The sequence below is a fragment of the Haliscomenobacter sp. genome, from assembly GCF_040403615.1.
Classification (GTDB): domain Bacteria; phylum Bacteroidota; class Bacteroidia; order Chitinophagales; family Saprospiraceae; genus Haliscomenobacter.
Map to the genome: position 1 here is coordinate 1 of NZ_JBBAKG010000085.1, position 21,664 is coordinate 21,664.

Genomic DNA, 21,664 nt, shown 5'->3' on the forward strand with positions numbered 1-21,664 from the left:
GTGATGACATAGGCCGAATCGAGGTGGATGCCCATTTTTGCGTAAGATTCCTTGATGTTTTTGAGGTAGTCGAAGCTCAGGGTACGCAATTGCTGGTACACCTGTTGCTGCTCTTTGACAAAATAGTCCACTTTAACGATGTCGTAAATTTCCTGCTTGGCGGCAGCTGTCACAATTTGATCCAGCACAGCTGGCTTGCTGTAACGGATGTGGATGTTTTTTTGCAGTTCAAAACCCTTGGGAATCTCGGTCAGGGTCTTTTTGGAAAAGATTTTCTTGTTCACATCGTATTCGTACTTGGGCAAAAAATTGACCATGTCAACATATACATCCGTTTCAGGAATACCCAGGTTTTTCAGGTCGTTGATAAAATTATTGAGTCGATTATTGAGCTGGGTATTGGTTTCATCGGCAGTTTTGGCTACTTGCAGCATCGTGAATACAGCCGTGTAGGAACTGGCACGCTGGTTGGACAAGGTATTGATCGTAATTTCGATGGAATTGTCGTCTTGCAATTTGGCATTGCGGGGTACAGAACGGTACTGGGCATTCAGATTGGCGTTTGAATTCAAGTTGTTGCTGTTGAATTCATTGCTCTGTTTTTTTTGTTCGGCATAATTGCCCATCACTTGGGCATCCAAAAAATTGAACAGGCATAAGCCAATGGAAATTAGGAAAAAACACTTTCTCATGGTCAGGTTTTTTGGTGAATAGGTCTGAAACGAATCGGAGGAATGATTAATTTTTTAACGCCTCAAAATATTTTTAGCGAATTTTCGCTAAAAAATCCAGATAAGGCTTTACTAATTCAAACAAAGCCATTAATTTTGTAGCGAATTTTCGCTATTACTTAATGCAAATCCACAAACACAATATACTTATGGAAGCAGTACTCAGCAAAATCGCCTTACAGGGTGGTGAGTTTTTGATCAAAGACACCCTGGCTGAAGACATCTTCATCCCCGAAGAATTGAACGAGGAACAAAAGATGATCCAGGAGACCGTTCGCGACTTCCTCCACAATGAGATTTTCCCCAACATAGAAAAAATTGAGCACCAGGAAGACAACATCACCCCGCGTTTGCTGGAAAAAATGGCCGAATTGGGCCTGCTGGGTACCCACATGCCCGAGCAATACGGTGGCCTGCAACTGGACACCAATACCAACACCCTGATTGGTGATGCACTCGGGCCTGCTGGCGCATTTACGGTTTCGTTTGCCGCCCACATTGGAATTGGCATGCTGCCCATTCTGTATTTTGGAACAGACGAACAAAAAGACCAATACCTTCCTCGCCTGATCAGCGGCGAGTTAAAAGCTGCCTATTGCTTGACCGAGCCAGGGTCTGGCTCCGATGCACTTGCGGCCAAAACCCGCGCCGATCTTTCTGCCGATGGCAAAAGCTACATCTTGAATGGCCAGAAAATGTGGATTTCCAATGCCGGTTTTGCCGATGTATTCATCGTTTTTGCCAAAATTGATGGCGATAAATTCACGGGTTTCATCGTTGACCGCAATACGCCCGGGCTGACCCTCGGCGCAGAAGAAAAGAAATTGGGCATCAAGGGTTCTTCTACCCGTCAGGTATTTTTTGAAAACGCAGCAGTGCCAGTTGAACACGTTTTGGGCAAAATTGGCAAAGGCCACTTGATCGCCTTCAATGCTTTGAATACAGGTCGTTTCAAGCTTTGTTCTCTGAGTTTGGGGGGCGCAAAATACAGTGTTTCTACGGCCACTCGCTATGCCAATGAGCGCGTACAGTTTGGGGTGCCGATTTCCAGTTTTGGCGCCATTCAATACAAATTGGCTGAGCAAGCCATCCGCATCTTTTCTACCGAATCGGCCTTGTTCCGCGTATCCAATTTGATGGAACTGAAAAAACAGGAATTTGAAGCCCAAGGCTTGAGCTTTGGCGAATCAGAACTCAAAGCAGCTGAAGAATACGCCATCGAATGCTCCATCCTGAAAGTAACCGGATCGGAAGCACTGGATTATGTAGTGGATGAAACCGTACAGGTTCACGGCGGCATGGGCTTCTCTGAAGAGGGTACTGCTGCGCGCGCTTACCGCGATGCCCGCATCAACCGCATCTACGAAGGCACCAACGAAATCAACCGCCTGTTGAGCATCGATATGTTGCTCAAGCGTGCCATGAAAGGTGCGCTCGACATCGTAGGGCCGGCCTGGGAGGTGCAAAAAGAACTGGCTTCTATGCCTGGCTTTGAGAAAGTAGAAGGCACTTATGCCGAAGAGAAAAAAGCCGTTAAAGACTTCAAAAAAGCCGTTTTGATGGTAGCTGGAGCCGCTGCAAAATTGCAGATGGAAGGCAAGCTTGACTTGAAGGAAGAGCAAGAAATCATCATGAATGTGGCCGATATGTTGTCGGATTTGTTCCTGGCGGAGTCCCTGCTGTTGCGCGTGGAAAAGCTGGCGGGCATGACGGGCAAAGTCAAGCAGGAAGTTTACGATGCCATCCTGAAGGTTTTTATGCACGACGTCACCCTGCGCATGAACAAAAATGGCACCGATGCGCTGGCTTCTTTTGCCGAAGGCGACTTGCTGCGTACCATGTTGATGGGCTTGAAGCGCTTCACCAAGTATCCAGCACAAAACGTCAAAGCGATGCGTCGTTTGGTGGCAGATACCTTGATTGAAGCCAATGAGTATGCGTTTTAATGCTGGAAAGCTTTAATCATAAGTTACTAATTGTTTGTTGAGTGCGCTTCAACTGTTTGAGTTGAAGCGCTTTTTTATTTAACACATCAGTAAGTCCAAAGCATACAATATAATGGTGGGGAATGGGCGTTATTGCAGTCAAATACAACCATCCATCAAGCTATGCGTAATCTATTGTTTTTGCTCGTTTTCAGTGTATTGATCCCCATTTTTGGCCATGGCCAAAGTAAGACCAAATTGACTGCCGCGGGTCAAAAAGAACTCAAATTGTACGAGGATACCCTCGGCGTACTGTCCTTTTTGATCATCAACGACTCCTTGCCACAAAGTCGTTTTGCTGCTACCAAAAAGATGATCCTGACGCTAAAAAAGGCGCTCAAAGTCACCAACTCCTTTCACTACAAGTTTGGGCGCTTGAAGCCTGTCTCTATCCAATACGCGCCCGATAGTACCTTCCGGATTTTCACCTGGCAATTGTTTGTCGACGACAATACCTACCACTATTACGGGGTAGTCCAAATGAACACTCCAGATTTGAAAATGTACCCCCTGGTTGATCGCTCGGCTAAAGTGGAAGATGTGCAGCAAGCAGTATTGAGTGCCGACAACTGGTACGGGGTCATCTACTACAACATCCTCAAGCTCAAAGATGCAACCGGCACCAAATACCTCTTGTTTGGCCTGGATACCCATTCGTTTTTCAAGCGCCGCAAAATCATTGATGTGCTGACTTTCAACGGAGATCAGTTGGTATTCGGAGCACCCGTTTTCCCAAAAACCATGAACAACGATGGCCCCGTTAATCGCCTCTTACTGGAATACAGTGCCGAAACCAGTGTGAAAATGAACTGGGATGAAGCCATCGGCGCAATCGTGTTCGATCACCTGATTCCATTTCAGGGTACAACCAAATCCGGACCTGTCAATGTACCGGACGGCACTTACGAAGGCTTCAAAGTTGAAAACGGAAAATTGGCGTATTTTGACAAGTTGGAATCTCAGATTCTCGAAGAAGCCCCTGCTCCGCAGCCTTTAAACAAAAGCAAGAACGCCATTTACGACCGCAGCAATCCAACAGGTAAGAAGAAAAATTAGAGACTGTCAATCGGGCTATCAAAAATCACCTAAACTCCCGGTAATTAAAGTTTGGGAGTTTGGTGTTTGGCGTTATTTTTACGATCCAAACCACAAGTACTGCCTGCATCATGACATTACAAATTCGCACCATTGAAGAATACCATGCGGCGTACCAACGCGCGGTAGAACATCCTGAAGCTTTTTGGGCCGAACAAGCCGAGACTTTTCAGTGGCGCAAGCCCTGGGAGAAAGTCCTGGACTGGAATTTTGAGGAACCAAACATCAAATGGTTTATCGGAGGCAAGCTCAACATCACCGAAAACTGTCTTGACCGGCATTTGGAAACCAGAGGCGATCAAGTAGCACTGCTCTGGGAAGCCAATGATCCTGAAGCCCCCAATCGCAGTTTTACTTACCGGGCATTGCACGCCGAAGTATGCAAAGCAGCCAACGCCCTCAAGGCCAATGGCATCCAGAAAGGCGACCGGGTTTGTTTTTACATGCCGATGGTGCCAGAATTGGCGATTGGCATCCTGGCCTGTGCCCGCATTGGCGCCATTCACTCCGTTGTATTTGCAGGTTTTTCTGCCCATTCGCTGGCGGATCGCATCAAGGATTCCGAGTGCAAAATGGTGATTACGTCTGACTTCAATAGTAGGGGCGCCAAATACATTCCTGTCAAAGCAGTGGTAGATGAAGCCATCGAGATGGGTTGTGCTTCCGTACAAACGGTACTCGTATACCAATGTGCCAGTACCGAAATCCCGATGCACGCTGGCCGCGACAAATGGTGGCACGACGAAGTCAACCCACAATCTGTAGATTGCCCTGCTACCGAAATGGATGCGGAAGACATGCTCTTTATTCTGTACACTTCCGGCTCAACGGGCAAGCCCAAAGGCGTAGTACATACCTGTGGCGGTTACATGGTGTATACCTGCTACACTTTCCGCAATGTGTTCCAAATTCAGGATGGCGATATTTACTGGTGTACCGCCGATATTGGCTGGATCACCGGACATTCTTATATTGTATACGGCCCATTGCTGGCTGGTGCAACCTCCATTATGTTTGAAGGGGTACCAACCTACCCCGATGCCGGGCGCTTTTGGGAAGTGTGCGACAAGCATCAGGTGACTCATTTTTACACTGCGCCCACTGCCATCCGGGCACTGCAAGCGCAGGGCGATTCCTGGGTAGAAAAGCACAGTTTGTCCAGCATCAAGGTACTGGGCAGCGTGGGCGAACCCATCAACGAGGAAGCATGGCGCTGGTATTTTGACAAAGTTGGGCACAACAAAGCCCCCATCGTAGATACCTGGTGGCAAACCGAAACGGGTGGAATTTTAATTTCTCCCATCGCAGGAATTACCCCCCTCAAGCCTTGTTTTGCAACGCTCCCATTGCCAGGCGTTCAGCCTTGCTTGACAACTCCCGAAGGTGTTGAAATCGAGGGCAATGATGTAGAAGGCTTGCTGTGTATAAAATTTCCCTGGCCTTCTATTCTACGCACCACTTATGGCGACCACGAGCGCTGCCGACAAACCTACTTTAGCCCCATCAAAGGCATGTACTTTACTGGAGATGGTGCCCGCAGGGACGAAGATGGATATTACCGCATCATCGGTCGCGTAGACGATGTAATCAATGTATCTGGCCACCGCCTGGGTACTGCCGAAGTAGAAAATGCCATCAACCAGCACCCTGGGGTGGTAGAATCTGCAGTAGTAGGATATCCGCACGACATCAAGGGGCAAGGCATTTATGCTTACGTGATTGCAACGGAGCTGATCAGTGATGAAGCCAAGTTTTACAAAGAAATTATGGACGTGGTGAGCAAAGAAATTGGCCCGATTGCCAAACCAGACAAAATTCAGATCGTCAGTGGCTTGCCCAAAACGCGGTCTGGAAAAATCATGCGCCGCATCTTGCGCAAAGTAGCCGAAGGCGATACTTCCAACCTGGGCGATACCTCTACCCTCCTCAATCCAGAGGTTGTGGAAGAAATCAAGACCGGGGCTGCACGAATCTAGTTTTGGGTTTTGGGTTTTAAGTTGCGCACAATTTTCACATAAAACTTTGTTCGACTCAAAACTTAAAACCCAAAACTTAAAACCCAATACCCATGAAAGGAAATGTACCTTCTCAGAAAAAACTGGTTTACGCGGTTCGGGAACCCTTACTAGAATACCTGCGCAAATACAATCGAGCGGTAAATTTGCCTCTGCAATACGAAGACCTGCTTCGATACAATACAGCCATTCCATTGATTGATCAGGAGGGCAATGATACGTTGTGGGAAACGGTGTACTACCCAGAGTCCGAGCAAAAGGAAATTTTTCAAGCCCTCAAATACATCTACGCCCTGCTCAAGGTGGAAGGCAGTGTAGAGCTGCTTGATCACCTGACCATTGCCCGCATTGATTATTGCCATTTCGGCAATTCCAAGCCCTTCAGAGTGCGCATCATCAACCGCCTCAACGACAACTACGACCACTTTTACGTCAAACGCACCGATGCGTCCCGGGTATATGGCCTGGAGCTGGAAGCACTCCTTTCTCCCAATACCATGATTTACCTGGTGAGCGGCAATACATTGGTAGAAGAACACATTGCGGGGGTACCCGGTGATGATTTTATGAAACGGCATTTGAACGAATCTGTGTTCAACAAAACGCGCATCGCCAAAGAATTTGTGAAGTTCAACGAGCGCTGCTTTGCCCGCTTATTGGGCGACATGCGCTCTTACAATTATGTGGTAGACATTACCCCCGACATTGAGGGCAACCAATACCGCATGCGCGCTATTGATTTTGATCAGCAGTCTTATGAAGGGCGCAAAAGTTTTTACTTGCCCCAGTATTTTAAAGAAAACAATGCCGTCATCTTTCTGGGCATCAACAACATGACCCCAGAATCTGTTTTACAATACCAACAAGAGGAGCGCAGCTTGATGGCGGCACGCCTGAAAACCCAACCCAACCGCTCGGCTTTGTTTTTTCAGATCATGATGGCAGACGACATTGCACCGTCCGAAAAAATCCAACAGCTTCGGGAAGATTTGATCTACCACCACAAAAACGACATCTTTGACAAGTGCTTTACGATGGGCCAAATTGTGGTGTGCAACATCAATATTTTGACCCAGAAGTACCACCGCTAGCAATCGAGGAGTTCGATTGAGTTTTAGACATGCCCTTAGGGCAAAAAAAAGGCCTCCCCCGAAAGCGGAAAGAGGCTATCCCAAAAACCGATTATACAAAATTGTGGTTAATACAGCGCAAGGAAAAACGACCGCCAACACCTCGATGAAATCGTCAAACACGGGTCATTTCTTTGCGCTGGGGTAAAATTAATCAAAGTTTTTGTTATATAAAATAAACTTTACTTTTTTCAACAAAGTAGCATTATGAATTACGGATCGGAGGGTCTACCAGAGTTAACGGCGCAAGAAGAGGCGAGGTATGCCCGACACCTGGCTTTACCAGACTTTGATTCCATTGCGCAGCAGCGGCTCAAAGCCGCAAAAGTTTTGGTAGTAGGCGCTGGAGGCTTGGGGTCTCCCCTACTCCTTTATCTCGCAGCAGCGGGCGTGGGTACCATTGGCATTGTTGATTTTGATACCGTAGATTTGAGCAATTTGCAGCGTCAAATCTTGTACACCCCAGCAGATTTAGGTCAATCCAAGGCCCGCGTGGCTGCGCAAAAGATCCAGGCACTGAATCCGCATGTTGAGGTTGAGGTATTTGAAGAAGCCCTCAACGCCGAAAATGCCCTGGCCATCATCAATCGGTTTGACATTGTGGCAGACGGAACCGATAATTTTCCAACCCGCTATTTGGTGAATGATGCTTGTGTACTGGCCGGAAAAATCAATGTTTACGCTTCCATCTTCAGGTACGAAGGGCAAGTTTCCGTTTTTAATTTTCCGCTTCCAGATGGTCGGAGAGGCCCCAACTACCGCAACCTTTACCAGGAACCTCCCACACCGGGCAGTGTACCTTCCTGCGCAGAAGGGGGCGTTTTGGGTGTTTTACCGGGCATTATCGGCAGTATGCAGGCCAACGAGGTGATCAAAGTCATCACCGGACTTGGAGAACCACTGGTAGGCAAGTTGTTTTTGTTCGATGCCGCCACCATGGGTGCGCGCACCATTAAATTGATGACTCAGGAGGCCTATCCCATCACTGCCCTTCGCGAGGTGGAATACTATTGTATCCCTGAACAGTTGGAAGTACCCGGCATTTCGATCGAAACCCTGCATGCCTGGCGTGCCGAAAATCGGCCGTTCCAACTGATCGACGTGCGCCAACCCGAAGAGTATCAGCGCAAAAACCTGGGAGGCTTGCTGATACCGCTGAGTGAACTGATGGAAAATATCCACCAAATCGACCGCCACCAACCAGTAGTAATCCATTGCCAAAGTGGCCAACGCAGCAAAACTGCAGTATTGATGCTCCAAAGACAAATGGGTTGGCAGCATTTGTATTCCCTGGAGGGCAAGGTATACCAACTTGGAGAATAAGGTTTGCCATTCGCATCGATCGCATAGATGTAATCCGTTGCGCGCCCTTCCTCTGATGAGTTTTTATTTTAATTCCCGTTCCTGATTAGGAATCCGATCAGGATAATCTGTGATAATGCCATCAACACCCATCTCAATCAATTTAAGCATGGTTTTGGTTTCATTTACCGTCCAGGGAATCACTTTTACGCCCTTTTCATGGGCATTCTTTAGCATTTCTAAGGAAACCAATTTGTAGTGTGGGCTATAAATATTTGGCGTAAATCCTAATGTTTTGAGGTTCGCTTCAAAGCCGTCAAGGTTTTCAACCAATAGCGCAATGATCATTTTGGGGTCGATGATGTTGACTTCACGTAGTGCGCGGGGATCAAAAGATTGGATACAAGTATGATCCGTAATTCCAAGGGTAGCGACCTCTTTAAGCACCAAGGCTGCAAATTCAGCAGGTGGGGGCGTTCGGATGCCATCCCAATCCGGCTCACACTTGATTTCAATGTTGTACCTTGGAAGAATTAATCCATTTTTTGCACAAAAATGGTTGACTGCTTCTACGACTTCTCTCAACAATGGCTTGTAGGTTGCCATCGGCATCTGTTGTGGGAAACGAGGATTGCCCCGTTTCCCACAATCATACTGTTTAATTTGCCGGTATGGCATTTTAAACAACAACAGATTCTCTTCTTGTACAGTATTTACAGGTGTTCCATTGGAGGCGGTACATATAGCGGCAGACATCCATGGCTCGTGTGATACCACCACTTGAGTGTCTGCTGAAATCGCAACATCTAGTTCCAATGTGCTAATCATAGGAAATTCCAAAGCCTTCAAAAAAGCTGGAACAGTATTTTCAGGTGCCAGTCCGCGAGCTCCGCGATGGCCCTGCCAATCAAATTGTTTAGTTAGATTTGGGAAAGTCACGCTTGTATTGTTTTTTAAAATGCCACAAGCGCTCAAGAAAAAAAATAAAAAAGGGAATAGGAAGGAAAAAAGAAAGGAAAATAATCTTTGTAGTACAGCGTTCATAATCTTGCGTTTTCAGACGCATAAGTTTATGAAACAAACAAAAAGGAACGATTAAAATTAACCCAAAAAATCTAATTCACTTCATTCTTCAGTACATCAAGTAGCGTCAGTTCAAGTTACAGTGTAAATGAGGGGACAAGGGTGTTGAGTTTTAGATTATTGACGTGGAGCAATGATGTCCACAACAACAATCTTCGCTCCACACCGTTGAAACGGGAGTTTGTTAGTAGCAAAGACTTTCATGAGTAAAAATTAAAATTCAGTGTTCTGTTAAAAAAAATTTCTAGTACTTAAAGTATAATGTAAAAATAAGCTGCACAGTGCGAATAAGCACTACACAAATCAGCGAAAAAAAATCTGATTTTTTTCGCTAGTATAAAAGATTAAAAAAATATAATGATTTGAAATACAACGCAATAAAAGCGATAGATAAGCCTCTGAGATACTGAAATTGTTAATACAAACCTTGCGTTTTTTTTATCACGCCAATGTCAAAAAATGGCAAATAAATGCCACTGAAGTTAAAGCTCTATTTATTTTTGATTCCTATAAGAAGAAAACGTTTACAAAAATATGCACTAAGTAATTGTAAAACAAGGACAAAAGAACCAATTTTTGTAGGATATAGTTTGTTCCTATTAAAGGGTAAAAAAACCACAATCACATAAAAATCAATTCATTAAATCAATAAGTTCAGTGTTCTTAAAACAACATTTAATATTTAATCATAATTTAAATATCTCGATTTTAATTTCAGATATGGAAGAGCCCGTAAGTCCGGAGGTGCCACATACCGCTCCATCGCTGCCTGAAAAGACTTTGTCTTTGCCAATCACCTTGGCTGAATACTGTACCTTATATAAGCTTGCCTGAGCGCCTAGTAAATTGATTTGGAAGCCAATTATCCTGCGGCGGGCATCTTTTGTACCTGCAAAAGTCCCGTTTTTTTCAAAAGCCGTTGCTCCCAATTTCTGAATAAACAAGCGGTATTGAATCCCCAATCCGGATGATGCCGGCTCTACTTTGAGGGAGACCCCTAAGAGCCGGTTGTTGGCAATGGCATCTTTGGTCCATTGACCTTCTTTCAAAACTACCGTAGAATCCAGATTAAAAAATGCCTGGCCGGCCATGTTGACATCTACAATTGGGTTGCTACTTGCTTGGGCATTTTGCACGGCTTTGAGCGCATTGATGCGTCCATAACCATACAGCATGCTATGGCCTTGAGCGTCATAACCTCCTCCTGTAGAATCAATGCGGTCGCAAGAATTGCGAATCATGTTTTTTACCTGACGGGCAGTCAGATCAGGATTGGCCGATAACATCAATGCAATCACCCCAGCCATCCCTGGGCAAGCACTGGAGGTGCCTCCAAAGGTTGCGGTGTAGTGGCCTTCCTTGTCGCCAACGGAGCTTTCGGCGTTGATGGCGCCGCCCATATTGTAGCCTTTATTGCCAACGCGATCAGTAGTCCAGATCCCCGGGGTAAGTGGACGGGTAGGTTCCAGGTTGGGCGCAAACACATCATCGCTGGGAAATGCACACCAAACGGCCTTGCCAAAATCACTGTACAAGCTGCGTTTGCCCCGATCATTGCAAGCGGCTACCGCGATAATGGGGGCATAAGATGCATAACCATCCAAATCCAAGCTTTCGTTGCCATTGCCCGCTGCCCACAAGATGACACAGCCTTTGCCTTTGCGTCCGGTTTTGATTGCGTAGTCAATGGCCAGACGAGCACTATCGGGCAGGGGAAAATTGATGTTGTGGATAGGATCATTGGGGTTGCTCCAATCCCCGTCGGCAGGGCCCCAACTGCAAGAGATCACATCTGCGCCATTATCGGCAGCCCAGGCGAAGGCTTTGGCTTCAGCAATGGAGCCTAGTCCTCCCGAACGAATGGGCATGAGTTTGGCTTCGGGGGCAACGCCACTGGCTTTGCCAACCCCGGCAGCAACTGCTACTCCGGCACAAGCCGTGCCGTGGTTTTCACCAAAACCTTTGGGCCGGGGGTCGTCACTGTTTTTTATAGTGTCCCGAGGTGCAACTATTTTTCCAGGCAGGTTAAATTCAGGGTGATCTATGTCAATGCCATCGTCGATCACTGCAATGGTAATTCCTTTTCCTTTAGTGATTTTCCAGGCTGCTTCAGCTTGAATATTTTGGTCAATGACGTTGCCGTTGATCTGGGTTTTGGCCAGGTGCCACTGCATCGGATGGAGGGTCTTATTGCGCTTTTCCTGCACCAATTCAGGATGGCAGTATTCCATCTCTGGCAGCTCGATCAGGGTTTCGGAAATGGCAAAAATATCCAATCCAGTCCCTTCTGGCGCTTTGGCAAAGTAGGCATTGGTGGCAAAAACCAGTTTTTCAGAAATTTCCAGATTGTGCTCCTTGATGATTTCTTCACATCGTGCAGGCAGCACTTCGTCTTTAAACTTAATGAAGAAGTTTTCGGTGTACACATAAATCACACCGGTCTTGACGTCTTTCAATACCCGACCAGCAAAGCGAATTTCTGGCTCTTTTTTGAACAGCCGGCGAATGGTATTTCTCAGGGTTTTGACCAGACTGGTTACAGGTTGCATCACTTTGTAAACCACCACGTCCGATTCGGGAAACGCAGCCACGGGCAGCATGGAGGAAGCCAAATCCCGGGATTTTTCGGAAAGATTGACGTCTTCAAGCGACTTGCCATTTTGGGTACGCACCACCACGAGGTCGGGTGCTTCAACCAATTGAATCATTTGGCCGTCGCGGCCGTTGTAGTGGATGGTATACATGGTGATTATGGTTTTAGTGGCCAGGGCACTAGTTTTCGAACACTGGTAATCCATTTTAAATTGTCTTCTCTTCAAAAAAAATCACACTTTTTTTCAAATTTCATTTAAAAACTTAGATTCTACCGTACTTTTAGCACCTGAACAAACATCGAACAACTCATGCAAAAGATTAAAGCTGCGGTAGTGGGTCTAGGCTTCATCGGGCCAGCCCACGTAGAAGCGTTGCGTCGCGTACCAACGGTAGATGTCATTGGAGCCCTGCATTTCGACCTGGAAAGCAGTCGCCAAAAGACCCAGGAATTGGGCATTGCCAAAGCTTATGGTTCATTCGAAGAAGTTATTGCCGACCCTGAAGTTCAGGTGGTGCACATTTGTACCCCCAATGCCATGCACTTCCACCAGGCCAAAGCTGCATTATTGGCGGGCAAACACGTGGTGTGCGAAAAACCATTGGCGACCACCATTGCGGAGGCAGAGGAACTGGTTGCACTGGCTGCTCAAACAGGCTTGGTCAATGCTGTGCATTTCAACATCCGCTACTACCCTATCGTGCGCCAAATGAAAGTGATGCGCGAAAAAGGCGAACTGGGCGATATCTATTCTGTGGTTGGGACTTACCTGCAAGATTGGCTGTTTAAAGACACCGATTACAACTGGCGTTTGGAGCCGGAACAATCTGGCGAAAGCCGCGCCATTGCCGACATCGGCTCGCACATCATGGACGTACTGGAATACATCACCGGCGTGCGCATCGAAGCCGTGATGGCCGATTTCAATACCGTACACAAATTCCGCAAGAAGCCACTCAAACCGGTAGAAACCTACTCCGGCAAGATGTTGACACCGGAAGACTACCAGGATGTGCCGATCAATACCGAAGACCATGCCAACGTATTGCTGCGCTTCAGCAACGGCAACCGTGGCGTGATCACCGTAAGTCAGGTATCTGCTGGACGCAAAAACCGCATCGACCTGGAGATTTCCGGCTCGGTATCTACTTTCCACTGGTGCTCTGAATCACCAAATAACCTCTGGATTGGCAACCGCGATGGTGCCAACGGCCAGTTGATGCGCGATCCTTCGCTGTTTCATGTTGAAGCGCGCAGCGTGGTTTCCTTCCCTGGTGGCCACAACGAAGGCTTTCCGGATACCTCCAAGCAACTGTTCAAGGAAGTATACCAGGCCATAGCTGCTGGAAAACAACCGGAGCATCCAACTTACCCATCTTTTGCAGATGGTTTGCGCGAGTTGATCATCTGCGAGCGCATCGTGGAAAGCAACAAGAAGCAAGCTTGGGTGACGGTTTAAGCCTGACGCAAAAAATTACTTCCCGATTTTTTAAGAGGGTTTTGAATAGGAAGTTCTCTTGAAATGAACCGTTCGACTTCCTATTCAAAACCCAAAATCGGGAAGTTAATTTTTCTGCGTTGATAAGTTTATTAATTTGAGTTTTCAGTTGCATCCCATTCTACACAGTATAGTGTGCAACTGAAAACTCAATTCCCAAAACCTGAAAAAATGTTAGACCTGGGTTTTGTCAGTGCCATTCTAGCCGAGGCGACCTTTGATGAAGTGATTGCCTACGCCGCCCACAACGGATTCAAGTGTGTGGAAATCATGTGTTGGCCCAAAAACAACAGCGATGCCCGCCGCTACGCTGGAATATCTCACATCGATGTGGATGCTTTGGACGCATCTACTGTTGCGCAAATTAAAGCAGTAACCCTCAAGTACGGCGTGTACATTTCCGGCCTGGGTTATTACCCCAATCCATTGGATGCCGATGAAGAGCAGGGCGCGTTTTACCGGGCACACCTTCAAAAAGTGATCAAAGCGGCAGCTACGTTGAGTGTTCCCGTGGTCAACACTTTCATTGGTCGGGATCCATTCAAAAACATTCCCGATAACCTGCACAAATTTGCCCAGGTTTGGCCAGAAATCATCAAAACAGCAGAAGCTTACAACATCAAAATCGGAATTGAAAACTGTCCGATGTTTTTCAGCAATGACGAATGGCCAGGGGGCAAAAACCTCGCCATCAGCCCGCTGGTTTGGGACAGGATGTTTGAACTCATTCCCAATCCGCTCTTTGGACTCAATTATGATCCATCTCACCTGGTGTGGCAAATGATGGATCCCATAAAGCCCATTTACGATTACAAAGATCGCTTGCACCATATCCACTTGAAAGACGCCAAGGTGTACCCCGAAAAGCTCAATCGGGTAGGCATCATGGCCAATCCACTGGAGTACCATTCTCCAAAATTACCCGGACTGGGTGATGTCAACTGGCGGCAGTTTTTTGCTGCATTGACCGATGTGCGCTACCGTGGCCCGGTTTGTATTGAGGTAGAAGACAAAGCATACGAAGGCTCTGCGGAGGATGTAAATACCGCCATTTTGACCAGCAGAAATTACCTGCGGCAGTTTTTGGGCTAGCCCCCATTGCTTGCATGTTTGTACAAGTTTGGCTAAATTGCGCTAAATAAGCTTTACATGGCGGCACCAGCTCAAGGCATTTTGCAAAGATTCAAGTTTTCAACTGAGGCTTACCATCAGATGGGAGATTATGGTTTATTGCCTGAAAATGTGAGAATTGAATTACTAGATGGAGAAATTGTAGAAATGAGCCCAATCAATAGTCCACACAGCGGCACAGTCAATCGTTTACAAAAAATACTAGAAAAGATGTTGGGTAAAACCCACGTCATCGCCAATCAAAATCCCCTGTACATCAGTGCCTTTTCCGAACCGGAGCCAGATCTTGCGGTTTTAAAATGGCGCGATGATTTTTACTTTGACAAACATCCTATTCCTGAAGAGGTGCTTCTTTTAATTGAAGTTGCTGATTCTTCTTTTTCAAAGGATCAGGAGATCAAAATGCCACTGTACGCCCAAGCTGGAATTCAGGAATTGTGGATCATAAATTTACAAGCGAAGAATATTGAGGTCTATTGTAAGCCGGAGGGAAAAAAATATACCCAAGTGAAGGTTTTTTACCCAGGAGACACCATGGAAGGAACGTTGATCCCATCTCTGAAATTCGATCAAATTCTTCCACGGTAAGTGGAAACTTCAGCAACTGGAACATGTCCGAATTCAATCCAACCTTTTTCCTATCGAGGGTAGCCTTGGTTGTACAGCCAGGCCAAAATCAATTGCGTGCCTTCAGCGCTGAAAAAGGCGTATGGGTTACCCAGGAAGTCATCATCAATTTGGACGAGGACGATCACTATCTGGTAGACACCAATGTAGCCCTGGTCATTCAACCCGGCCAAAACGCCTTGCGCGCATTTAGTGGCATCACTGCCAATTGGGCCAATCTGGAAGTGCCCGTGAACCTGCGGGTGGGCGATCATTATTTCAATCGGGGCAATGTGGCCATGGTGGTTCAACCCAGTCGCGATCGGATTCATGGGTTCAGCGCCTATACCGGAGCCTGGTCAAGCATCAACGTGGTCATCAACAACAATGAGGGAGATGTGGACTTGATTGAGCAGAATTTAGCACTGGTTGTGCAACCCATGCAAGACCGCATCAGCGCATTCAGCGCCTTTACAGGTGCATGGGAAGTGGTCAATGCCCCCATTGATGCAGGCCGGGACGAAACCTACCTCATCGATACCAACCTGGCCTTGATTGTGCAACCCGGCCAAAACCAAATCCGGGCTTACAGCGCAGTAACCGGCAGTTGGGCGCATTTGAATGTAAATGTTGATCCCCGCCACGGAGATGCTTACCGCATCGGCGCCAATGTGGCCTTGATTGTGCAGCCTTTTCAAAACAAAATTCGCGCATTTAGTGCCATCACGGGCAGTTGGAGTACGCTCGAAGTGCCCGTCAATCCCAGTGAGGGAGACCAATTTTTGGTATCCGGCAATGTGGCCATGGTCATTCAACCTGGACAAGACAAAATGCATGCTTTTAGTGCCATGCAAGGCAATTGGTCAACGCTTGCTGCAACGGTCAATGTAAAAGATGGAGATACCTACCTGATTGGAAAGGATGCGAGATTGGATTAATAGAAAAGAAAAAGGCAAGCACCTGTAAATCAGATACTTGCCTTGTGAGCGGAGGAAGAGGGATTCGAACCCCCGGTACCTCTCAGTACGGCAGTTTTCAAGACTGCTGCAATCAACCGCTCTGCCATTCCTCCTTTGGAACCTTGTTCAAAGCTTGAATTTTGGCCCTGAGCAACACGTTTACCGCGAAGCGAGTGCAAATATAAATGCCTTTGTGAAAAAAGGAAACCCTTCGGCTGTTTTTATTTTTTCTGAAAGGATTTCAGTCCAAATAAACAGCATATTTCAGTACGTGAATCAGGAAAAATCTGGAAAGCAATCAAGCGTTTTGATATACCCTCCATTCGATAGGTTTAATGGAGACTCCAGCAGTTTTCAACAAACGCAACACGCCGTTTTGACCACCCAGGTGGGCGGCCCCAATTGCACAAAAAACGGAATTGGTCTTGATCATTTCCAGCAAACGCTTGGCCATAAACAAATTGCGATCATAGAGCAGAATTTTGCGGGATCCACCCACGTGTTTTTTGGCCGTTTTGTACAATGACTGAAGGTCACCGGAAGCATAGATTTCCACCATTTTAAACAAATCCCTTCGCTCTTTGCTGATGTGCTTCCCGAGGTACAACAGGTCTTTGATTTGGTCTTCGAGAGAAATTTTATGCAGCACGGCAATTTGTTGCTCGATGGATTCCAGACCAACTGTTTCCTTTTCAAATCTTAGTGCGTAATTCCAGAGAAACCGATCCAGGGCATAAGGTTGATCCTGTGGCAACAAATTTTCATGAACAAGGTTGACCAACAAAAGAGGCAAAAACCGGTCGTACAATACGATGTCTTGTCCGCAGGCTTTGCGAATAATGGCGCGAAGTTTTTCGTATTTTTTAGGTGGAAGGATGCTGGAAAGCGTTTGGAAGTTGGGCAGCAATGCTTGCTGGATAAAATCTGTGCCGCCCATATCGTTTAAGTCGATTTCGGCAGCAAAAACGTTGGTTTTTTCAATCAGGGCACAATAGTCATTGATTTGAAAAAAAGCCTCGTCGCACTTTGCATGAATGGTTCCCAACAAGTAGGATGCTGAACCGTGATCTTCCAATTCCAATTGCCACAACAAAGTCCGCTTTTTTTTCTTCATAATCCAGTATAATCTCCTGCCACAGTGATGACTGTGAAAAAGTAAAACGCAGAAAATGTGTTTGTATAAATATGTTAAGCCGCTGAGCATCATCCGATGTTCAGCGGCTAAGATACAAAAAAGATGATCAGGCTTGTTTTTTCTGGCTGGAAATGCCCTTTATCAATCGTATTTGTAGGGTAAAACCTTGGAATCTTTTACTGTAGACAAAGTCATGAGGGTCTTAAGCCGTTCAATTTCTTCGATCTGTGAAAGGGTTTTAAACAACAATTGCTCGTAGGTTGGAATGTCCCGACATACGATTTTGATGAGGAAGTCTGCCTCACCTGTAATGATGTAACATTCTACAATTTCCTCGATCTGCCTGATCTTGTCCAGGAAACTGTTGAGTGCATTTTCTTTCTGCCAAGCCAAAGAAACCAGTACGAAAGTTTTTACATTCAAGCCAATCGTTTGGGGATTTACTTTGGCGTGGTAACTTTCAATTATTTCACTAGATTCTAGTTTCTTAACTCGTTCGAGCGTAGGAGCAGGTGAAAGACCAATTTTTTTGGAAAGATCAAGGTTGGTGATCTTAGAATTATCCTGAAGGATTCTTAGAATTTTCAGGTCAATTTTATCCAATTTTTCCGACATGGGTACCGTAAGTTAACTGAACGATGTAGATTAGAACGCAAGATAGGGATATAAACATAATTTTACAAACGTACTTTCAAATTTTGCCTAATTTTATTTTAAAAACATTTAAATTTCAATAAAATGAACCCGTTAATTTTGAAAAAATAGTCGCCACAGTTAAAAAATAATTACAGGGTGAAAAACAATGCCAATTGCAAAAAATATATTTTGGTTTTTGGCACCTAAACCGTACAAATGTCTTTGCACGGTTTAGGTGTACGTTTCTGTTCCTTATGGCCAAATGCCCAACGACATATAATCGTTGCTGATTTTGTTGATGGCATTCACCAGGGCAGCAGTACGCAAATCCTCTATTTTGTTGTGCGCTACCATCACATTGCGAATTTGGTGATAAGCAGTGATCATGGTTTCTTCGAGACCTGAGCGAACCAAATCTATCTCGTCTGCTCCTCGTGCTATCACGTTCATTTCTTCAGTGGTCACATCTCTTCCAGTCATGCGTTCAACCAGGTGCACCATATCAGACATCCGCCCTTGGTTGAACCGTTTGTCCATCCGGCCAAAACGCATATGCGATAAGTTTTTCAACCACTCAAAATAAGAAACGGTTACCCCACCAGCGTTGAGGTACAAGTCTGGTATGAGCAATTTTCCTGCGGCCAAAAGGATCTCTTCGGCATCGGCGGCGACCGGGCCGTTGGCGGCTTCGGCGATGATTTTTGCCTTGATTCGGGCAGCATTGTTGATGGTGATCACGCTTTCCAGAGCTGCAGGAATCAATACATCACATTCAAATTCAAGGGCAATTTCACGCTGGGCTTTCTCCCAGCTCTGTGCGCCAGGATAATTGAGCAAACTGCCATTTTCCTTGCGGAACTTGATCAGGTCGTGAATGTCTATGCCCTCTGGATTGAAAATAGCTCCTTCCATTTCCCCTACCCCAACCAGGATCATTCCGCCTTCGTCCTGACAAATAGAACCCGAATAAGAGCCAACGTTTCCCAAACCCTGCAAAACAAAAGTTTTACCTGTGGTACCCGCGCTCAATCCAAGCTTTTTCATGTCTTCCGGAATATTACAGGCTTCCCGAATACCATAATATACACCTCTACCTGTTGCTTCTTCGCGGCCACGAATGCCATTTTGGGTAACTGGTTTGCCGGTTACACAACCCGCAGCATCGATTTCCTCCCCTTTGAAGGCGCGGTAAGTATCATAAATCCAGGCCATTTCCCGAGATCCGGTTCCGTAATCTGGCGCAGGTACATCTACCGCGGGACCAATCAGGTTGCGCTTGATCAGTTCTGCGGTGTAGCGCCGGGTTATCTTTTCAAGCTCTTCGGGGGTATATTCCCAGGGATTGATTTTTACGCCGCCTTTTGCACCGCCAAACGGTACATCCACGATGGCGCATTTGTACGACATCAAGGAAGCAAGTGCCATAACTTCCTCCTGATTCACGTGGTTGCTGAAGCGAATCCCGCCCTTGGTTGGCGTGCGGTGGTGGCTGTGTTGTACGCGATACGCTTCAATCACTTTCACTTCATCGCGCAATTTTACCGGAAAATTCATCCGGTAAACCGCGTTGCAGACCTTAATTTGTTCCAACAAGCCTTGAGGCAATCCGGTGTGTGGTGCCGCCCGGTCGAAGTAATATTCTACGCTTTCGTAGAATCCGCCTTTTTTACTCATTTTGTTTAATTTGGTTTTCCAATTTGGTTAGTTTTCGGTCCAGGTATATTAAGAAAAGGACTATGCCGATAAAGATGATCAGGATCACCGCAACCACCACATAAATATGGCCAATGCTGCGCAAAAAATCTCCGCTTGCAGCCTGCTGTGCAAAAGCCATTTGTTGAATAAGTAGCGTCAATAATCCAACAAGTAAAAGGCGATTCCAGGTCATGAGTTTTTATTTTTTTTGGATAAATGTTTGAATTTGGTGCGAGATTAAGGAGCGATAAAAAATAAGTGTTCCATTTTGCCCCACTACTAAGCATCCAGCAGTTTGCTTTGCAGTTTTTCTATCCGGTACGCAATTGCTGCAATCCAAAATCCCAACAGCGTCCAGCCAATCCCGGCAGGATAAAACACCATACGCATGGTGTTGTCCAGGTCATCTTTGCCAAAGGCAGGATTGCCGCCGTTGCCCGGATGCAAACTGTCTGTCAATCGGGGGATCACAAAGATCAGTGGGATGAGTGCCGCAAAAGCAAAGATGTTGTACACCGCAGACAAACGGGCTTTTTTCTCCTCGTCCTGAAATGCCCCACGCAAGATGAAATACGCTGCATAAATCAACAAGGCCACTGCGGTCATGTTTTGTTTGACGTCCCAGCTCCAATAGGCGCCCCAGGTATACTTGGCCCAGATGGCTCCGGTAATCAGTCCTAGAATCCCAAAAGCAAACCCAGCACGGTTCAAGGCCAGGGTTCTGTGGTCTGCATCTGCGTCGAAGGTGCGCAAATAGCGGACACTGAACCCAACCGAGAAGAGGAACAAAAAGAGCATGGCAAACCACAACGGCACGTGATAGTATTGATTGCGAATGGTTTCGTACAAGACCGATCGGTAAGGAAAGGTAAGACCCGAGTTGACGTTAAGATGGATAATTTTGTCAACAGACCACAGATCCAATCCCTCCTGAAAATTCACCGAGTCCTGGGTCAGGGCAATGCCTTCAGGGAGTACGATTGCGCCATCTACCGGACTGTCCAAAATCAAGGAACAAACATCGTCTTTGGATTCAGACGGCAGGTATTCTGGCAATTTAAAGGCGAGTTTAAGCGTACGGTCATTGATGACCTGAATCGAGCTCGCCTTCAGCACCCGTTCGTCTTTGGCATTCTCTCCACTGAGTTTCAGCCAGGCGTTCAGGTCGTTTTTGGCCTTCGAGTACATGGAGTTGTACCCGGTTACGGTCATTTCTACTTCCGAACCTGCCTTGAAGGCGCGAGGTGACACTTCGGCAATACCCGGCTTGAGCGGCACCAAAAGGCCCGCAACAAAGGTATAGACGAGTAACAATACTGCTAATATTTTCCACCAGCTTTGCCGTATCATAGTTGTTGTGTTTTCAAATTTTTAATCTTTCCACAAAAATGGATAAAGTACCAGGGCCAGTCCAGCCAACATCAAATCAATAGCAATCAAAATGCCAATGTCCTGAATGGCACTCGTATCTTCGAGCACTCCGGTAGCACTTACCGAAAGTTTGATCAAGGTCATCAAAATAGGGATTACCAAAGGGAAGCTAAGAATAGCCAAAAGGGTAGAATTATTGTCCGCTTTGGAAGAAATTGCAGCCACAAAGGTAAACAATATCGAAAAACCTACACTGCCCAAAAATAGCGCCAAAAGGAATCCGCTAAATTCATTGATTTGGTTGCCTACCATAAATGCCAAGGCTCCCCAAGTAAGCAAACTCAGCAAAAACAAAAGGGTGATGTTGTACACCATCTTGGATACAATCACCGCGGTAGGATTCAGGAGGGTGTAATAATAAAGCTGCCGATTTCCATTCTCCTGGACAAAACTTTTGACAATGGCATTCACCGAGGCAAAAAGCAGGATGATCCAGAATAGCGTGATCCAGAGCATCGGATTGGTAACGCCTTGGAAAAAAGCCGAATAAACAATAAATACAGTGGACAACACATACAGCAGAATTCCACTTATTGCGTACCCCATTCTCAACTCCAGGACAAGTTCCTTGCGCAGCAAGATGCCGATTTGCGAAAAAAAGTTCATAGCTGCAAATTTACGAACGTGTTGGAAATAAGT

Annotated in this window: 18 protein-coding genes and 1 tRNA gene; 9 read left to right on the plus strand and 10 right to left on the minus strand. The window is 46.2% G+C overall.

The window, feature by feature from the left end; all coding sequences use genetic code 11:
* On the minus strand, positions 1–692 hold a 692-nt coding region (locus ABW391_RS21680; protein WP_353484012.1), incomplete at its 3' end, for an SIMPL domain-containing protein.
* A 188-nt stretch (positions 693–880) separates the two neighbouring features.
* On the opposite strand from ABW391_RS21680, the gene ABW391_RS21685 reads away from it, so the two are divergent.
* From ABW391_RS21685 to moeB, 5 genes are all read left to right on the plus strand, one after another.
* Positions 881–2,677, plus strand: coding sequence for an acyl-CoA dehydrogenase FadE (locus ABW391_RS21685; protein WP_353484013.1), 1,797 nt, complete (start codon positions 881–883; stop codon positions 2,675–2,677).
* A 162-nt stretch (positions 2,678–2,839) separates the two neighbouring features.
* The gene (locus tag ABW391_RS21690; RefSeq protein ID WP_353484014.1) at positions 2,840–3,772 is read left to right on the plus strand and encodes a hypothetical protein; all 933 of its coding nucleotides are present in this window, start codon (positions 2,840–2,842) and stop codon (positions 3,770–3,772) included.
* A 110-nt stretch (positions 3,773–3,882) separates the two neighbouring features.
* Positions 3,883–5,787, plus strand: coding sequence for an acetate--CoA ligase (gene acs, locus ABW391_RS21695; RefSeq protein WP_353484015.1), 1,905 nt, complete (start codon positions 3,883–3,885; stop codon positions 5,785–5,787).
* 92 nt (positions 5,788–5,879) lie between these two features.
* Entirely contained in the window at positions 5,880–6,917 is a 1,038-nt protein-coding gene (locus ABW391_RS21700; RefSeq protein WP_353484016.1) for a hypothetical protein, read from the plus strand.
* A 246-nt stretch (positions 6,918–7,163) separates the two neighbouring features.
* The gene (gene moeB, locus ABW391_RS21705; protein WP_353484017.1) at positions 7,164–8,279 is read left to right on the plus strand and encodes a molybdopterin-synthase adenylyltransferase MoeB; all 1,116 of its coding nucleotides are present in this window, start codon (positions 7,164–7,166) and stop codon (positions 8,277–8,279) included.
* 63 nt (positions 8,280–8,342) lie between these two features.
* Here moeB and ABW391_RS21710 read toward each other — a convergent pair whose 3' ends face one another.
* Positions 8,343–9,302, minus strand: coding sequence for a glycerophosphodiester phosphodiesterase family protein (locus tag ABW391_RS21710; RefSeq protein WP_353484018.1), 960 nt, complete (start codon positions 9,300–9,302; stop codon positions 8,343–8,345).
* Positions 9,303–10,027: 725 nt separating this feature from the next.
* Positions 10,028–12,085: a S8 family serine peptidase gene (locus ABW391_RS21715; RefSeq protein WP_353484019.1), complete on the minus strand. Its 2,058-nt coding sequence runs from the start codon at positions 12,083–12,085 to the stop codon at positions 10,028–10,030.
* Positions 12,086–12,244: 159 nt separating this feature from the next.
* Between ABW391_RS21715 and ABW391_RS21720 the strand changes: the two genes are divergently transcribed.
* The 4 genes from ABW391_RS21720 (at position 12,245) to ABW391_RS21735 (ending at position 16,107) form a co-directional block, all read left to right on the plus strand.
* On the plus strand, positions 12,245–13,393 hold the full coding sequence (locus ABW391_RS21720) for a Gfo/Idh/MocA family protein (RefSeq protein ID WP_353484020.1): 1,149 nt from the start codon (positions 12,245–12,247) through the stop codon (positions 13,391–13,393).
* Positions 13,394–13,603: 210 nt separating this feature from the next.
* Positions 13,604–14,524, plus strand: a complete 921-nt coding sequence (locus tag ABW391_RS21725) for a sugar phosphate isomerase/epimerase family protein (RefSeq protein ID WP_353484021.1) — start codon at positions 13,604–13,606, stop codon at positions 14,522–14,524.
* 81 nt (positions 14,525–14,605) lie between these two features.
* On the plus strand, positions 14,606–15,151 hold the full coding sequence (locus ABW391_RS21730; protein ID WP_353484022.1) for a Uma2 family endonuclease: 546 nt from the start codon (positions 14,606–14,608) through the stop codon (positions 15,149–15,151).
* Positions 15,152–15,174: 23 nt separating this feature from the next.
* Positions 15,175–16,107, plus strand: coding sequence for a hypothetical protein (locus ABW391_RS21735; protein ID WP_353484023.1), 933 nt, complete (start codon positions 15,175–15,177; stop codon positions 16,105–16,107).
* A gap of 49 nt (positions 16,108–16,156) precedes the next feature.
* Here the strand turns inward: ABW391_RS21735 and ABW391_RS21740 are convergent.
* The 7 genes from ABW391_RS21740 to ABW391_RS21770 all read right to left on the minus strand — a co-directional run bounded on the left by ABW391_RS21740 (position 16,157) and on the right by ABW391_RS21770 (position 21,631).
* Positions 16,157–16,241 (minus strand) — tRNA-Ser (locus ABW391_RS21740).
* Between the two features lie 185 nt (positions 16,242–16,426).
* A complete protein-coding gene (locus ABW391_RS21745; protein ID WP_353484024.1) occupies positions 16,427–17,242 on the minus strand; it encodes a TraB/GumN family protein in 816 nt (271 codons plus the stop codon).
* Positions 17,243–17,404: 162 nt separating this feature from the next.
* A complete protein-coding gene (locus ABW391_RS21750; protein ID WP_353484025.1) occupies positions 17,405–17,878 on the minus strand; it encodes an Lrp/AsnC family transcriptional regulator in 474 nt (157 codons plus the stop codon).
* A 273-nt stretch (positions 17,879–18,151) separates the two neighbouring features.
* Positions 18,152–19,573 carry a Glu/Leu/Phe/Val family dehydrogenase gene (locus ABW391_RS21755; protein WP_353484026.1) on the minus strand — a complete coding sequence of 474 codons (1,422 nt, stop codon included), beginning with the start codon at positions 19,571–19,573 and terminating at the stop codon, positions 18,152–18,154.
* Positions 19,566–19,787, minus strand: coding sequence for a CcmD family protein (locus ABW391_RS21760; RefSeq protein WP_353484027.1), 222 nt, complete (start codon positions 19,785–19,787; stop codon positions 19,566–19,568). Before ABW391_RS21760 ends, ABW391_RS21755 begins: the two co-directional genes overlap by 8 nt.
* An 86-nt stretch (positions 19,788–19,873) precedes the next feature.
* Positions 19,874–20,944, minus strand: coding sequence for a cytochrome c biogenesis protein (locus ABW391_RS21765; protein ID WP_353484028.1), 1,071 nt, complete (start codon positions 20,942–20,944; stop codon positions 19,874–19,876).
* A gap of 21 nt (positions 20,945–20,965) precedes the next feature.
* Positions 20,966–21,631: a heme exporter protein CcmB gene (locus ABW391_RS21770; RefSeq protein ID WP_353484029.1), complete on the minus strand. Its 666-nt coding sequence runs from the start codon at positions 21,629–21,631 to the stop codon at positions 20,966–20,968.
* Positions 21,632–21,664: the final 33 nt, after the last annotated feature.

What these genes read in the sequence shown, in the direction of transcription:
- ABW391_RS21745 (WP_353484024.1), bottom strand. Translation starts at nt 17,242, where the DNA reads ATGAAGAAAAAAAAGCGGACTTTGTTGTGGCAATTGGAATTGGAAGAT.
- moeB (WP_353484017.1), top strand. Translation starts at nt 7,164, where the DNA reads ATGAATTACGGATCGGAGGGTCTACCAGAGTTAACGGCGCAAGAAGAG.
- acs (WP_353484015.1), top strand. Translation starts at nt 3,883, where the DNA reads ATGACATTACAAATTCGCACCATTGAAGAATACCATGCGGCGTACCAA.
- ABW391_RS21735 (WP_353484023.1), top strand. Translation starts at nt 15,175, where the DNA reads ATGTCCGAATTCAATCCAACCTTTTTCCTATCGAGGGTAGCCTTGGTT.
- ABW391_RS21720 (WP_353484020.1), top strand. Translation starts at nt 12,245, where the DNA reads ATGCAAAAGATTAAAGCTGCGGTAGTGGGTCTAGGCTTCATCGGGCCA.
- ABW391_RS21725 (WP_353484021.1), top strand. Translation starts at nt 13,604, where the DNA reads ATGTTAGACCTGGGTTTTGTCAGTGCCATTCTAGCCGAGGCGACCTTT.
- ABW391_RS21700 (WP_353484016.1), top strand. Translation starts at nt 5,880, where the DNA reads ATGAAAGGAAATGTACCTTCTCAGAAAAAACTGGTTTACGCGGTTCGG.
- ABW391_RS21760 (WP_353484027.1), bottom strand. Translation starts at nt 19,787, where the DNA reads ATGACCTGGAATCGCCTTTTACTTGTTGGATTATTGACGCTACTTATT.
- ABW391_RS21765 (WP_353484028.1), bottom strand. Translation starts at nt 20,944, where the DNA reads ATGATACGGCAAAGCTGGTGGAAAATATTAGCAGTATTGTTACTCGTC.
- ABW391_RS21750 (WP_353484025.1), bottom strand. Translation starts at nt 17,878, where the DNA reads ATGTCGGAAAAATTGGATAAAATTGACCTGAAAATTCTAAGAATCCTT.
- ABW391_RS21710 (WP_353484018.1), bottom strand. Translation starts at nt 9,302, where the DNA reads ATGAACGCTGTACTACAAAGATTATTTTCCTTTCTTTTTTCCTTCCTA.
- ABW391_RS21755 (WP_353484026.1), bottom strand. Translation starts at nt 19,573, where the DNA reads ATGAGTAAAAAAGGCGGATTCTACGAAAGCGTAGAATATTACTTCGAC.
- ABW391_RS21770 (WP_353484029.1), bottom strand. Translation starts at nt 21,631, where the DNA reads ATGAACTTTTTTTCGCAAATCGGCATCTTGCTGCGCAAGGAACTTGTC.
- ABW391_RS21690 (WP_353484014.1), top strand. Translation starts at nt 2,840, where the DNA reads ATGCGTAATCTATTGTTTTTGCTCGTTTTCAGTGTATTGATCCCCATT.
- ABW391_RS21685 (WP_353484013.1), top strand. Translation starts at nt 881, where the DNA reads ATGGAAGCAGTACTCAGCAAAATCGCCTTACAGGGTGGTGAGTTTTTG.
- ABW391_RS21715 (WP_353484019.1), bottom strand. Translation starts at nt 12,085, where the DNA reads ATGTATACCATCCACTACAACGGCCGCGACGGCCAAATGATTCAATTG.